Origin of the sequence: Dactylosporangium sp. NPDC000521, from assembly GCF_042898305.1 — a bacterium.
In the GTDB taxonomy this organism is placed as follows: Bacteria; Actinomycetota; Actinomycetes; order Mycobacteriales; family Micromonosporaceae; genus Dactylosporangium.
Map to the genome: position 1 here is coordinate 155141 of NZ_JBIAYW010000012.1, position 12748 is coordinate 167888.

The 12748-nt window shown below is 74.5% G+C and carries 15 protein-coding genes; 8 read left to right on the forward strand and 7 right to left on the reverse strand.

Annotated features, from left to right (window positions below; translation table 11 throughout):
• Positions 1 to 114 precede the first annotated feature (114 nt).
• The gene (locus ACFY3L_RS34770; protein WP_389333951.1) at positions 115 to 612 is read left to right on the forward strand and encodes a SigE family RNA polymerase sigma factor; all 498 of its coding nucleotides are present in this window, start codon (positions 115 to 117) and stop codon (positions 610 to 612) included.
• Between the two features lie 45 nt (positions 613 to 657).
• Here ACFY3L_RS34770 and ACFY3L_RS34775 read toward each other — a convergent pair whose 3' ends face one another.
• Positions 658 to 1572 carry an SDR family NAD(P)-dependent oxidoreductase gene (locus tag ACFY3L_RS34775; protein WP_389333954.1) on the reverse strand — a complete coding sequence of 305 codons (915 nt, stop codon included), beginning with the start codon at positions 1570 to 1572 and terminating at the stop codon, positions 658 to 660.
• A 26-nt stretch (positions 1573 to 1598) separates the two neighbouring features.
• Between ACFY3L_RS34775 and ACFY3L_RS34780 the strand changes: the two genes are divergently transcribed.
• Positions 1599 to 2279 (forward strand): hypothetical protein, encoded by a 681-nt coding sequence (locus ACFY3L_RS34780; RefSeq protein ID WP_389333957.1) that lies wholly within the window; start codon positions 1599 to 1601, stop codon positions 2277 to 2279.
• 164 nt (positions 2280 to 2443) lie between these two features.
• Positions 2444 to 3418, forward strand: coding sequence for a hypothetical protein (locus tag ACFY3L_RS34785; protein ID WP_389333960.1), 975 nt, complete (start codon positions 2444 to 2446; stop codon positions 3416 to 3418).
• Positions 3419 to 3464: 46 nt separating this feature from the next.
• Here ACFY3L_RS34785 and ACFY3L_RS34790 read toward each other — a convergent pair whose 3' ends face one another.
• Positions 3465 to 3698, reverse strand: a complete 234-nt coding sequence (locus ACFY3L_RS34790) for a hypothetical protein (RefSeq protein WP_389333963.1) — start codon at positions 3696 to 3698, stop codon at positions 3465 to 3467.
• Between the two features lie 169 nt (positions 3699 to 3867).
• Here ACFY3L_RS34790 and ACFY3L_RS34795 point away from each other — a divergent pair, with 169 nt between their 5' ends.
• The 4 genes from ACFY3L_RS34795 (at position 3868) to ACFY3L_RS34810 (ending at position 8227) form a co-directional block, all read left to right on the forward strand.
• Positions 3868 to 4884, forward strand: coding sequence for an Acg family FMN-binding oxidoreductase (locus tag ACFY3L_RS34795; protein WP_389333966.1), 1017 nt, complete (start codon positions 3868 to 3870; stop codon positions 4882 to 4884).
• 159 nt (positions 4885 to 5043) lie between these two features.
• The gene (locus ACFY3L_RS34800; protein ID WP_389333969.1) at positions 5044 to 6237 is read left to right on the forward strand and encodes an LCP family protein; all 1194 of its coding nucleotides are present in this window, start codon (positions 5044 to 5046) and stop codon (positions 6235 to 6237) included.
• 17 nt (positions 6238 to 6254) lie between these two features.
• Positions 6255 to 7916, forward strand: a complete 1662-nt coding sequence (locus tag ACFY3L_RS34805; protein WP_389333972.1) for a cation:proton antiporter — start codon at positions 6255 to 6257, stop codon at positions 7914 to 7916.
• Positions 7917 to 7960: 44 nt separating this feature from the next.
• Positions 7961 to 8227 carry an acylphosphatase gene (locus ACFY3L_RS34810; protein WP_389333975.1) on the forward strand — a complete coding sequence of 89 codons (267 nt, stop codon included), beginning with the start codon at positions 7961 to 7963 and terminating at the stop codon, positions 8225 to 8227.
• Between the two features lie 33 nt (positions 8228 to 8260).
• On the opposite strand, the gene ACFY3L_RS34815 is transcribed toward ACFY3L_RS34810, so the two are convergent.
• From ACFY3L_RS34815 to ACFY3L_RS34835, 5 genes are all read right to left on the reverse strand, one after another.
• Positions 8261 to 8419: a hypothetical protein gene (locus ACFY3L_RS34815; RefSeq protein ID WP_389333978.1), complete on the reverse strand. Its 159-nt coding sequence runs from the start codon at positions 8417 to 8419 to the stop codon at positions 8261 to 8263.
• A gap of 54 nt (positions 8420 to 8473) precedes the next feature.
• The gene (locus ACFY3L_RS34820) at positions 8474 to 8800 is read right to left on the reverse strand and encodes a hypothetical protein (RefSeq protein ID WP_389333981.1); all 327 of its coding nucleotides are present in this window, start codon (positions 8798 to 8800) and stop codon (positions 8474 to 8476) included.
• 139 nt (positions 8801 to 8939) lie between these two features.
• On the reverse strand, positions 8940 to 9353 hold the full coding sequence (locus ACFY3L_RS34825; protein ID WP_389333984.1) for a hypothetical protein: 414 nt from the start codon (positions 9351 to 9353) through the stop codon (positions 8940 to 8942).
• 64 nt (positions 9354 to 9417) lie between these two features.
• The gene (locus ACFY3L_RS34830) at positions 9418 to 11043 is read right to left on the reverse strand and encodes a diguanylate cyclase domain-containing protein (protein ID WP_389333987.1); all 1626 of its coding nucleotides are present in this window, start codon (positions 11041 to 11043) and stop codon (positions 9418 to 9420) included.
• Between the two features lie 55 nt (positions 11044 to 11098).
• On the reverse strand, positions 11099 to 11491 hold the full coding sequence (locus tag ACFY3L_RS34835) for a winged helix-turn-helix transcriptional regulator (RefSeq protein WP_389333990.1): 393 nt from the start codon (positions 11489 to 11491) through the stop codon (positions 11099 to 11101).
• A gap of 104 nt (positions 11492 to 11595) precedes the next feature.
• Here ACFY3L_RS34835 and ACFY3L_RS34840 point away from each other — a divergent pair, with 104 nt between their 5' ends.
• Complete coding sequence (locus tag ACFY3L_RS34840) at positions 11596 to 12471, forward strand: NADP-dependent oxidoreductase (RefSeq protein ID WP_389333993.1); 876 nt, start codon at positions 11596 to 11598, stop codon at positions 12469 to 12471.
• Positions 12472 to 12748 lie beyond the last annotated feature (277 nt).

Sequence of the window (12748 nt, forward strand, 5' to 3'; positions counted from 1 at the left end):
GCCGCAGCGCAGCGGAGGCGGCGGCATGAGCGGGCCGCAGCGCAGCGGAGGACCCGCGAATCGGGATCGCAGGTGTGGGTCAGGCCGACGCCGGAGCGCAGCGGAGGCGGCGGCATGACCGATGCTGAGGCGGACTTCGTCGAGTACGCGCGGGCCGCGGCGCCGAGGTTGCGGCGGACCGCGTACCTGCTCTGCCACGACTGGCATCTGGCGCAGGACTTCACGCAGACGACGCTGGCGAAGCTGTTCGTGCACTGGCGGCGCATCCAGCGGCGGGACGCCCCCGACGCGTACGCGCGGAAGATCCTCCTCCGCGTCTTCCTGGACCACCAGCGTCGCAGCAGCAGCCGCGAGGTGGTCGTGCCGCACATCGCCGAGCCGGAGGCCCGCCCGGACCAGCCCGACCTCCGGCTGACGCTGCTGGAGGCGCTGGCCCACATCTCCGCCCGGGACCGCGCGATCCTGGTGCTGCGGTACTGGGAGGACCAGAGCGTCGACACGGTCGCCGACCTCCTCGGCATCCCCACCGGCACGGTGAAGGCCCAGAGCGCCCGCGCCCTGACCCGCCTCCGCCGCCTGCTGGGCACCACGGAGCTGGCCCTGCGCGACTGACCCTGCGCGACTGCCCCTATGCGACCGCGCGCGGGCGCCGGGGAATCAGCGGGCGGTCCAGCCCCCGTCGATGAGGAGGGTCTCGCCGGTGATGAGGGACGCGGCGGGCGAGACGAGGAACAGCACGGCGCCGGCCACCTCGACGGGTTCGCCGATGCGGTGCAGGGCGGCGATCCGCTCGACGACGTCGCGGCGGTGCGCGGGGTCGGCTAGGTACTCCTCGGTGCCGGGGGTGTGGACGAACGTCGGGGCGACCGCGTTGACCGTGATGCCGTGGCCGCCCCACTCGACGGCGAGGCACCGGGTCAGGTGCGCGATCGCGGCCTTCGTCATGCAGTAGACGGACTCGCCGGGCAGGGCGACGGCGCCGGCCTGGGAGCCGACGTTGACGATGCGGCCGTGGCCCTGCTCGATCATGACGCGGCCGGCGGCCTGGCTGGCGAAGAAGGTGCCCTTGAGGTTGACGGCGAGGGTGCGGTCGAAGTCCTCCTCGACGACGTCCTCGGCGAGGTTCTCCGGGGCGATGCCGGCGTTGTTGACGAGGATGTCGAGGCGGCCGAAGTGCGCGACGGCCGCGTCGACGGCGGCGCGGACCTGGCCGACGTCGGTGACGTCCATCTGCAGCGGCAGCACCCGCCGGCCGAGCGCGGCGATCTCGGCGGTGAGACCCGCGTCGGCGTCCACGTCGCGCAGCCCGAGCGCGACGTCGGCGCCCGCGTGTGCGAGGGTGAGAGCGATCGCGCGGCCGAGCCCCCGCGCGGCCCCGGTCACCAGGGCCACCCGCCCGGGCACGTCGAACCGGGGCGCCTCGAACCCAGGCGCGCCGGAACGAGGCGCCTCGGAACGGTGCGCCTCAGAACCGGACGCGCCGGGACGAGATGAACCGGGCGCGCCGAAGCCGGCCGCGTCCGGGCGGGGTACGTCCGAGCGGGGCACGTCGGAGCGCGCGGAGCCGTCCATGCCGGCAGCGTACGTGAAGGAGCACGATGATCATCGAGGCGCGGTACAACGGCCCACCCGGCTCCGGCAACGGCGGCTACACGGCCGGGCTGGTCGCCACCCACCCCGACGTCGCGCTGCACCTGCCCGAGGGCGCGGTCGAGGTGACGTTGCGGAGGCCGCCGCCGCTGGACACGCCGCTCGCTGTCAGTACAGACGCCGAAACGCTCCGGGTGCACGACGGCGACACCCTGATCGCGTCCGCACGCGCCGGCACCGGAGCCCGGCCCGAGGCGGTCCCGTCGGTCCCGTTCGCGGCGGCCGTCGAGGCGTCGGCGGGCTACCCGGGGTTCGCCGCGCACCCGTTCCCGACCTGTTTCGTGTGCGGGCCGGAGCGCACCGACGGCCTGCGGCTGTTCCCCGGCCCGCTGCCCGACGGCCGCACCGCCACCCCGTGGCGCGTCCCGCCGGACGTGTCGCCGGTCCTGGTCTGGGCGGCGCTGGACTGCCCCGGCGGCTGGTCCGTGCTGACGGAGGGCCGCCCGTACCTCCTGGGCCGCCTGACCGCCCACGTCGACGCCGTCCCGGCGCCGGGGACGGAGTGCGTGATCACCGGCCGGCACGTCGCCTCCGAGGGGCGCAAGGCGTCGGTGCTGTCCACGCTGTACGGCCCCGCCGGCGACGTCCTCGCCGTCGCCCACGCGACCTGGATCGCCGTCGACCGCTGAGCCCGTCCCGCCGCAGCGCCGCCGCAGCGCCGCCCGTGACGCCTCGGTGAGGCTGCCGTGCTGCCACGTGTCCCGGCGACTCAGGACCTTCGGCCCTGAGGACGTGCGCCGTGCCCGCCGATCCTGAGATGGCAAGGATGACGGCGGACGCTGGAGGCGACCCGATGCAACGCGACGACATTGTGCTGGCCCACGAGAAGTGGTTCCTGAAGGACCCGTCGGCGTACACGCCGGACTGGTCGTTCGCCACCCGGCCGGCGACGCTCGCGGTGCTCGCGCTCGTCGTCGCGGTGACCGTGGCCTGGCGGGCCGTCGGGCGGCGGGTCGGCACCCCGGAGCTCACCATCCTGCGCCCGCTCGGCCGGATCACCCCCTACCTGCCGCGCCTGCTGGCGATCCACCTCGGGGTCAGCCTGCTCACCCTCGCCGCCCGCGGCTACTTCCTCGCCGCCGACCTGGAGCTGCACGAGCTGCCCGCCCCGGCGCTGCTGGGCGTCGTGGAGGGCGCGCTCGGCGTCTGGTTCATCACCGGGTACCGGCTGCGCCCCGCCGCCCTGCTGCTGGTCGTCGTCGGGCCGGTGGCGCTCGCCGCGACCGGGCCGGTCAGCCTCCTGGAGGCCGCGGACCTGCTCGGCATCGCCGGGTTCCTCGCGTTCCTGCCGCCGTCCGGTGACCGGCACGGCGCCGTCGCCGCCGACCCGAAGGCCCTGCGCCGGGCGCTGCTCGCGTTGCGGGTCGGTGTCGCGACCGCTCTGGTCACGCTCGCGTTCTCGGAGAAGCTCGCCAACCCGGCGATGGCCCGCGCCACCCTGGAGCACTACCCGCAGCTGGACGTCTTCTCGTACCTCGGCCTGCATGTCCCCGCCGACACGTTCATCCTCGTCGCCGGCGCCACCGAGCTGCTCTTCGGCCTGCTGGTCCTCTCGGGCGCGATGCCGCAGCTGGCGATGCTGGTCGCGGCGGTCCCGTTCAACGCGACGCTGCTCATCTTCGGCGCCCCGGAGCTGCTGGGCCACCTGCCCGTCTACGGCGTCTTCCTGACCCTGCTCGCCTACGGCTCGGACCCGGCCACCGCGGGCGACGTCCGCTGGCTGCCCCGCCTCCGCCGCACCCCCGCGCCGCAGCCCGTCACCGCCTGAGCGGCCCGCACGGAGGAGCCCGCCTGCGACGGCAGGCGGGCTCCTCTCACAGCAGCTTGTAGGCCCACCGCACGGTGGCCGGCTGGATCTCCGGCCGGTCCTCGCTGCCGTCCAGCCGCTCCACGACGACCTGCGTGCCGTCCAGCCACAGCCGCTCGCCGGCCCGCACGAACAACGGCCGTGGCAGCCGCACCCACCAGCAGGAGTTGTCGATCATGTACTCGGTGATGGTCAGCATCCGCGGCGCGACCATCCGGCCGTCGGCCAGGTCCAGGTGCATGCGAGCAGCGTGACACCCCGCGGCGGCCGGTCGTACACCGGATTACGCCGCGGTCCCGGTGAGCACGGGTCGAAGGTCCCGCGGGTGTGGGCAGCTGCGCCCTGCCCGCCACCCGCCGCGGCGGCGAGGCTGGAGGCGTCACTCTCCGAGCATCTGAAGGAGCCCCGTCATGGCCGCCATCCTGTACACCGACCGCGGCGCCGCCGCGCGGGTCAGCCCGGGCGGCCGGGCGCTGACCGACGCCGTCCTCGCCGCCCTCGGCGCCCCGTCGATCCTCAACACCCAGCCGTGGCACTGGCGCATCGACGGCGACACCGCGCAGCTGCGCGCCGACCGGTCGCGGCAGCTGCCGGTGATCGACCCCGACGGCCGGCTGCTGACGCTCAGCTGCGGCGCCGCCCTGCACCACGCCCGGGTCGCGCTCGCCGCGGACGGGTTCGCCGCGGAGGTGACGTGCCTGCCGGACGCCGGCGACCCGGACCTGCTCGCCACCGTGCGGGTCGCCGGCGCCGTGGAGCGCACCGCGGCGGCGCAGCGGCTGCGCCGGGCGATCGGCATCCGGCGCACCGACCGGCGGCCGTTCGCCGACCGGGACGTGCCCGAGGCCGCCCTCGACGGGCTCCGCCGGGCGGCCGCGACCGCCGGCGCCGACCTGCACGTGGTCCGCCCGCGGGACCTGGTCGACGTTGTGGTGGCCGCCGGCCACGCGGCCGACGTGGAGCATGCCGACCCGGCGTACCGCGTGGAGCTCGCGACCTGGGTCCGCGACGGCGCCGAGGACGGGGTGCCACCGGCGACCGCCGCGGCGGGCGGGCCGCGGCCGGTGCCGGTCCGTGACTTCACCGGGACACCGGGTGCCCGTCCCAGCGTGTACGACGGCGGCGACGTCGCCGACCGGCACGCCCGCTACGCGGTGCTGGTCACCGGCGGCGACCTGGCCCGCGACTGGATCGCGGCGGGCGAGGCGCTGTCGGCGGTGCTGCTCACCGCCGCCGGTGACGGCCTGGCCGCCTCGCCGATGAGCGACCTCGTCGAGGTCCTGCCGGCCCGCGCGATGCTGCGCCGGATGCTCGGCGGCGTCGGCCACCCGGCGATGGTGGTGCGCATCGGCGTGCCCGGCCGGATCCAGCCCGCCCCCGCGACCCCGCGCCGCCCGTCGGGCTCGGTGGTCGACCTGGCCGGGTGAGCATCGCCACATTCGCCGCTGGTACGCCAGGTGAACACGGGACGACCAGTGGAAACTCTCGGCGCTATCGTCAAAGACGGCCGATCCGAGTAGCGGGACGCAACGTTGCACGCCCCGGTTCCGTCTTCAGCATGAGTTCGACGGTCGGAGGGGCGTGCGGTGGCGAAGAAGAAGCGCAAGGACCCGCTGTGGGCGAAGCTGCTCCTCGTGCTGGGCGCGTTGCTGCTCGTCGCCAGCGGCGGCGGGCTGATCGGCGGCAAGCTGCTGCTGGACCACTACAGCGACCAGATCACCCATGAGGGCGGCCTCGGCCAGGCCGCCGCCCAGGGCAACACCATCGACGGCCCGATCAACCTGCTGCTCGTCGGCGTCGACGAGCGCGCCGGCAACGCCGAGATGGGCGTCCGCGCCGACTCGATCATCATCGCGCACATCCCGGCCAGCCACGACGCCGTCTACCTGACCTCGATCCCCCGGGACACCCGGGTCAAGATCCCGGCGTTTCCGAAGACGAAGTACACCGGCGGCACCGGCAAGATCAACGCCGCGTTCCAGGCCGGCTCGGACAACGGCGGCGGCCGCGACGGCGGCCTGGAGCTGCTCGCCGAGACCGTCAAGGAGCTGGCCGGCGGCAGCCTGAGGTTCAACGGCGCCGCGATCGTCAACTTCGACGGGTTCAAGGGCCTGGTCGACGCGATGGGCGGCGTGCACATGTGCGTCGACGAGCGCGTCACCTCCATCCACACCGGCTGGAACACCAAGACCGGCAAGGAGGGCGTGCCGTACAACTTCGTCAACGACCTCCCCACCACGCTCAAGCCCAACATGCGCCCCCAGATCTACGAGGTCGGCTGCTACGACATGGCGGCCTGGGAGGCCCTGGACTACGTGCGGCAGCGCGACAAGCTCGCCAACAACGACGGCGACTACGGCCGGCAGCGCCACCAGCAGCAGTTCATCAAGGCGATGCTGAAGAAGGCCACGAGCTCCGGCGTCATCTTCAACCCGATCAAGATCACCGAGATGCTGAACCGGATGGGCGACGCGGTCTCGTTCTACAACAACAAGATCGTGCTCACCGACTGGATCTTCACCCTCAAGGGCATCAAACCCGACCAGATGGTGACGTTGAAGGTCAACAACGGCGACTTCCACTCCGAGACGATCGGCGGGCAGTCGTACGAGATCCTCGACGACAACGCGAAGGCGCTCCTCACCGCGATCGTCCGGGACGAGGTCGGCCCGTTCCTCGCCGACCACCCCGAAATGATCAACAACAACGCCGAGCAGCCGGCCGTGGCGCCCGGTGCGACGCCGGCGAAGTCGCCGTCCGGGCGGCCTTCCACCCGTTAGGCGCCGACAATGGGGTGGTGGGTGCCGAGACGCTGCTGCTGTTCGCCCTCGCCGCGGTAGCCGTCGTCGTCGCGGTGCGCTGGTTCGCCGGGCGCACCGGGCTGCCCGCCGCCGCGATCCTGCCGGTCCTCGGCATCGCGTACGGGCTGCTGCCCGGCCCGGGCATCAGCGTCGAGCCGGAGATCCTGCTGACGTTCGTGCTGCCGCCGCTGCTGTACAGCACGGCGCTCGACGCGTCGCTGATGGCGATCCGGCGCAACGTGCGGATCGTCGTCAGCCTGTCGGTCATCCTGGTGCTCATCACCGCGCTCGTCATCGGCCTCGGTTTCCACCACCTCGTCGTGGGCGCGTCCCTCGCCGCCGGGATCGCGGTCGGCGCCGCCGTCGCCCCGCCCGACCCGGTCGCCGCCCTCGCCGTCGGGCGCAGGGTCGGCCTGCCGCAGCGGCTCGTCACGATCATCCAGGGTGAGGGGCTGCTCAACGACGCCACCGCCCTGACGATCCTGAGCTTCGCGTCCGCGGCGATCGTCGGCGACAAGTTCTCCGCACCCGCGGCCGTCATCCGGTTCGTCGTCGCGGCCACGGGCGGTGCCGCCGTCGGCGCGGCCGTCGCCATCGGCGTCGGGATGCTGCGGCCCCTCAACCGGGACCCGCTCACGGCCAACGCGATCTCCCTCGCCACGCCGTTCGCCGCGTACCTGCTCGGCGAACACCTGCACGTCTCCGGGGTCCTCGCCGTCGTCGTCGCCGGGCTCGTCGTCGGCCACCACGCGCCCCGCGCCGCGTCGGGCGCCAGCCGCCTGCAGACCAGCGCCGTCTGGCGGCTCGTCGACTTCCTGCTCGAAGGCTTCGTCTTCCTGTACATCGGCCAGCAGCTGCCGGAGGTGATCCGGGGCCTGCGCCAGTACGAGACCTCCACCATGGTCACGGCGGTCCTCGTGTCGGTCGGGTCGGTGCTGCTCATCCGGCCGGTGTGGCTCCTGCTCACCCAGTCGCTGCCCAGGTCGCTGCACTCCCGGCTCGGCACCGGGCAGCACGCCGGCAAGCTCACCGGCCGGGAGGTCACGGCGCTGAGCTGGGCCGGCACCCGGGGCGTCATCAGCCTCGCCGCCGTGTTCACCCTGCCCCGCATCACCCCCGACCGGGACCTGCTGCTCTTCTGCACCCTCGCCGTCGTCCTCGTGACGCTCGTCGTGCAGGGCCTCACGTTCGGCCCGCTCGTGCGCCGCCTCGGCCTGCGCGCCGACGCCGTCGACGAGGCCCGCCTGCGCAACGAGGCCCGCGCCGCGTCGGTCCGCGCCGCCCTCGAACGCCTCGACGACCTCTCCCTCGACCTCGGCGAACGGCCCGACCGGCGCTCCCCGGCGGAGGCGCCCACCGCGGCGGAGGACGCCGCCGCCGAGGCGGAGGCGATCCAGGTCATGCGCGGCCTGCTCGGCCAGCGCCTCGCCCGGTACCAGGGCCGCATCGACCTCCTGCAGAGCGCCGAGTCACCCGAGATGCCGGTGTCGCCACGGTACGAGGCGGCGCTGCGCATCCGGCGCGCCGCGATGGACGCCCAGCGGGAGGAGCTGCTGCGCTGGCGGGACGCCGGCACCCTGCCCGACGAGGGGCTCCGGGTCCTGGAGCGGGAGCTCGACCACGAGGAGCGGCTGCTGCCCGAACGGCCGCCCGCGTGACCCTGCGCCAGCCGCAGGTCGTCAGGATGACGTAGCGTCGCACCATGGAGCGCAGGCGGGTGCTGGTGTCGGGACGGGTCCAGGGCGTCTTCTACCGCGACACGTGCCGGCGGGTCGCCGTCGGCGCCGGCGTCGGCGGCTGGGTCCGCAACCTCGACGACGGCCGCGTCGAAGCGGTCTTCGAGGGCCCCCTGGAGGCGGTCGAGCGGCTGGTGGCGTGGACCCGCCACGGCCCCGCGGAGGCGTCCGTCACCCTCGTCGAGGTCCACGAGGAGACCCCCGAAGGCTTGGCGGTGTTCGCCATCCGCTGACCCGCCGCCGGTCCGCCCCGGCGCGGGGCACGTCTACTGGTCCGTCTCCCGTCGCCGGCCTGCCGTGCGGCGGGAGACGGACCAGGCGCGCAGCGCCACGATCGGGACGACGAGCGCCGGCGTGACGATGTACAGGAACGCGCCCGCGCTGCCGCCGCGGGTGGCGGCGACGGTGTAGCCCTCGGCGTCCACGCGCCGGCCGACGCCGTTGAGGACGCCGTCGGCGACGAAGACGGCGAGGCCGATTCAGACGGGCGCGACCGCGGCGGCGAAGGTGGCCGCACCGCGGTGCCACTTCGGCAGGAACGGGATCGCGAGGACGATCGCGATCCCGTTCCTGCCGAAGGCGGTGACGACGGCGGGCCAGGCGAGGGCGCGGCCGCCGAGCTCGAACGCGGAGTAGCTGACGCGCTCGGCCCTGCCGTCGCGGAGGCCCCGGTAGTCGGCGCCGAGGTCCGGGGCGCTGAGCATCGTGACGCCGGCGGTCACCGCGACGAGGACCACCAGGTCGTGCGGCCGGGCGAGCAGCAGCACGAGGACCGGCGCCAGCAGCACCACGCCGGAGACGCCCATGATCTGCCGCCCATCGCGTACGCGCCGACGGCACCGTCACTGGTCTTGGGGGTCGGCGTGATCTCGGACAGGTGGGCGCCGGCGAGACGCCCGTCCAGGTGGCTGATCTTCAGGCGGAGCACCGCCATCAGCAGCATCATCAGGGCCGCGACCAGCGCCGCCGGCGGGCCCACGACCCGGCGCAGCGTGGCCGGCGACCGCGGCAGCGCGGTGACGGCGACCTCAGCAGCGCGGTGACGAGGGGGAGGCCGCCGCCGATCAGGTACGCCATCCAGCACACCGGCGTCTGCCGGCCGTGCAGCTCGAAGAGGCTCGCGGAGTCGCGGGGTGGGCGTCGACGAACGGGCCGGCCGCCGAAGAACAGCGGCACGGTCGCGGCCACCGTGAGGAACGCCAGGCCGGACACCGGACGGTCCGGTGGCGGGGCGACCGGGCCGCGCCGGCGGCGCAGCACCGCCAGGGTGACCAGCAGGGCGAGCGCCAGCAGCACCCCCGCCCCCGTCAGCACGGTGACGACGGTGACCTCTGTCCCCGACGGTGCGAGTCGTTCCATGCGGCGACCTCCCCCGAGCCGACCGCCGATCCTGGCGGACCCGGCGGCGGAGGACCGACCCGCGCTACGCGGCTTCCTGCAGGGCGACGCGGCCGGCTCGGGTCTTCTTCGCGCAGTACATGGCGGCGTCGGCGCGGGCGACGAGGGTGTCGGCGTCGACCGTGCCGGGGCGGGCCCAGCTGACGCCGATGCTGGCCCGCGGCAGGATCCGCACCCCGTCGAGCCGCAGGGCGGCGCTGTCGGCCGCGACGGCGGCGGCGAGGGTCTCGGCGATCCGGCGGGCCTGCGGGCGGCCGGCGACGTCGCGGCAGACGACCACGAACTCGTCACCGCCGAAGCGGCCGACCACGTCGCCGTCGCGGACCGCGCCGCGCAGCAGGTCACCGACGTGGGTGAGGAGGCGGTCGCCGGCGGCGTGCCCGTGCCGGTCGTTCACCTGCTTGAACTCGTTGAGGTCGACGAAGACGACGGCGACACCACGGCCGCCGGCCGGCAGGGTCAGGGCCGCCTCCAGGGCGGTGAGGGTCGCGGCGCGGCTGCGGCAGCCGGTGAGGGCGTCGTACGTCGCCTGCCGGTGCAGCTCCTCGCGCATCCGGACCGCGTCGGTGACGTCGGTGAGGCAGATGATGGCACCGGTCACCTGGCCGTCGCCGGCGGCGAGCGCGCGGACCTTCGCGTCGACGCGCCGCAGGCCGGTGTCCGGGTGGCGGAAGCCGTACTCGAGGTCGACGTCGGCGCCGTCGCGCAGGACCGCGTCGAGGGCGGCGGAGACCATGGGCAGGTCACCGGGGACGACACCGCCGGCGAGGATCGCACCGTCGAGCACGTCGCCTTCCGTGGTGCCGATGGTGCGGGCGACCCGCGCGTTCTGATACACGATGACCCGGTCGGCGTCGATCTGCAGGATGCTCATCGGCAGCGCCTCGGTGAGCCGGCGCAGCAGCTGCTCGCTGGCGCGCAGCGCCTCCTCGGCGGCCATCTCGTCGGTGATGTCGAGCATCTCGCCGAGGACGTGCGGGTGCCCGGGCGTGCCGAGGAAGCTGTGGTTGGTGATCTCGAACCAGATGGCGCTGCCGTCGCGGTGCAGGTGCCGCAGCCGGACCCGGCGGGCGTCGCCGTCCGGGACGGTGAGCAGGTCCATCCAGCTGGCGATGGCCCGCTGGTGGTCGTCGGGGTGGACGAGGTCGATGGCGCGGCGGCCGACGAGCTCCTCCGCGGTCCAGCCGAGCAGCCGCACGATGCCCGGGTCGGCGTCGGTGATGACGGCCGTCTGGTCCTTGCGCACGGTGACCAGCCGGGGCCGCACCGGGTCGGCGCCGAGCGCGTCGGCCTGCCCTTCCAGTCCCGTGATGCAGCAGGTGTACAGGCCGAAGCGGTGCGTCGTGTCGATCAGGTGCATGCGGGCGACGACGCCGGGCGCGGCCTTCGGATGGAACAGACACTCGGCGGTGCCCTCGGTCAGGGCCCGGTGCCACGCGTCGACGACCGCGGCGTGGTCGTCGCCGACGACGAGGCCCAGCGCGGACGACGGGCCCTCGAGCGGGCGCAGGCCGCTGCGCCGCAGCTCGTCCGGCAGCGGCGCGAACAGTCCCTGCACCGTGACGGCGCTGACGAACGCGTCGGGGTGCTCCGCGAGTACAGCGGCGAGCACCGCGTCACGAGTGGCGGCGTCCATCGTCGATCCCGGCATGCCCGCGTCATCGGCCGGGCCGGCGCCCGCTGAAGGGCTTGTGACGCCGGCGATGCTAAACGCGCTCGTAAGCGTCCCGGGCGGCCATGATGTGCTCGATGTTGGTCTCGGCCCAGACCTTCAGCGCGCCGAGGACCGGGGCCAGGGACTGGCCGAGCGGGGTCAGCTCGTAGTCGACGCGGACCGGCACGGCGGCGGTGACGGTGCGCTTGACGAGGCCGTCGCGCTCCAGGGTGCGCAGCGTCTGGGTCAGCATCTTCTGGCTGGCGCCGGCGATGCGGCGCCGCAGCTCGCTGTGCCGGCGCGGGCCGTCGGCGAGCGCGTTGACCAGCAGGCCGGCCCACTTGTCGGCGATCGTCGCGAACACCTCACGGGTCGGGCACGCGGCCATGTAGGCGTCGTAGAGGACCTTCGCCTCGAGGCGCTGCTGCTCCGCGGACTTCGTCATGACGGTCCCCTCGCGTCACTAGGGCACTTTCAGGTGCCTGGTTTCGAATAGTACCCACCCCCGGTCAGGCTGGTCCCAGTCACTTCGGATCTAGGGGGCATGTCATGCGAGTGGTTGAGGTGCAGGGGTACGGCGGGGCGGACGCGGTGCGGGTCGTGGAACGGCCGTTGCCGGTCCCTGACGTCGCCGGGCGGGTCCGGGTGCGGGTCGAGGCGGCCGCGGTCAACCCGGTCGACGTGGCGACCCGGGCCGGTTGGCTGGCCGCGCTGCTGCCGGATCTGACCGCACCCTTCGTCCTGGGCTGGGACTTCGCCGGGGTCACCGACGACGGGCAGCGGGTCGCCGGGTTCGTGCCGTGGTTCGAGCAGGGCGGCACGGTCGGCGCCCAGGCCTCGGTGCTGTTCGCGGACCCGGCCTGGTTCGCGCCGGTGCCCGCTTCCACGGATCTCGTCGCGGCGTCGACGCTGCCGCTGAACGCGGTCACGGCGGCGCAGGCGCTGCGCATCGCCGGGCTCACCGCCGGCCGGTCACTGCTCGTCACGGGGGCGAGCGGCGGCGTCGGAGGGTTCGCGGTGCAGCTGGCGGCGGCCGCGGGCATCGAGGTGACCGCGGTCGCGTCCACCGGCGACGAGGCGTTCGTCGCGGGGCTCGGCGCGAAGACAGTCCTGTCGCGCACGGACACCCCGCCGCCGAAGGCGTTCGACGCGGTGCTGGACGCGGCGTCGGTGCCGGGGGCGATCGCCGCGGTCCGCGACGGGGGCGTGCACGTGGCCGTCACCGACCCGTCCGCCCCGGCTCCTGAGCGCGGCGTGCGGGTCGGCACGGTGCACGTGGCCGCGGACCGGGCGCTGCTCGCCGAGCTGCTCGGCGCCGGTCTGATCACCCGGGTCGCCGGCACCCTGCCCCTCGACGAGGCGGCGGAGGCGCACCGGCGGCTGGAGGCCGGCGGCCTGCGCGGCAAGCTGGTGCTGACCACCTGACCGGTCGGTCCGGGCCGGCTTCCGCTCATGCCTTGGCCGGTTTCCACTCGGGCCGGTGCCCGGCCGTGACTCGGGCCTTCACCGCCTTCCGCTCAGGCCGGTGCCCGGCCGTGGCTCAGGCCATCGCCGGCTCCCGCTCCGGCAGCGCCGTCCGTGGCTCGGGCCGTCGCCGGCTGCGGCTCGGGCGTGGCCGGCTGCGGCTCGGGCGTGGCCGGCTGCGGCTCGGGCGTGGCCGGCTGCAGCTCGGGCCGGCTCCGGCTTCCGCTCAGGCAGCGCC

Bases quoted from the DNA above. Each gene is read 5' to 3' on its own strand.
- ACFY3L_RS34780 (WP_389333957.1), top strand. From the start codon at position 1,599: ATGATCATCGAGGCGCGGTACAACGGCCCACCCGGCTCCGGCAACGGC.
- ACFY3L_RS34820 (WP_389333981.1), bottom strand. From the start codon at position 8,800: ATGGGCGTCTCCGGCGTGGTGCTGCTGGCGCCGGTCCTCGTGCTGCTG.
- ACFY3L_RS34825 (WP_389333984.1), bottom strand. From the start codon at position 9,353: ATGGAACGACTCGCACCGTCGGGGACAGAGGTCACCGTCGTCACCGTG.
- ACFY3L_RS34770 (WP_389333951.1), top strand. From the start codon at position 115: ATGACCGATGCTGAGGCGGACTTCGTCGAGTACGCGCGGGCCGCGGCG.
- ACFY3L_RS34790 (WP_389333963.1), bottom strand. From the start codon at position 3,698: ATGCACCTGGACCTGGCCGACGGCCGGATGGTCGCGCCGCGGATGCTG.
- ACFY3L_RS34835 (WP_389333990.1), bottom strand. From the start codon at position 11,491: ATGACGAAGTCCGCGGAGCAGCAGCGCCTCGAGGCGAAGGTCCTCTAC.
- ACFY3L_RS34810 (WP_389333975.1), top strand. From the start codon at position 7,961: ATGGAGCGCAGGCGGGTGCTGGTGTCGGGACGGGTCCAGGGCGTCTTC.
- ACFY3L_RS34840 (WP_389333993.1), top strand. From the start codon at position 11,596: ATGCGAGTGGTTGAGGTGCAGGGGTACGGCGGGGCGGACGCGGTGCGG.
- ACFY3L_RS34795 (WP_389333966.1), top strand. From the start codon at position 3,868: ATGGCCGCCATCCTGTACACCGACCGCGGCGCCGCCGCGCGGGTCAGC.
- ACFY3L_RS34830 (WP_389333987.1), bottom strand. From the start codon at position 11,043: ATGCCGGGATCGACGATGGACGCCGCCACTCGTGACGCGGTGCTCGCC.
- ACFY3L_RS34785 (WP_389333960.1), top strand. From the start codon at position 2,444: ATGCAACGCGACGACATTGTGCTGGCCCACGAGAAGTGGTTCCTGAAG.
- ACFY3L_RS34775 (WP_389333954.1), bottom strand. From the start codon at position 1,572: ATGGACGGCTCCGCGCGCTCCGACGTGCCCCGCTCGGACGTACCCCGC.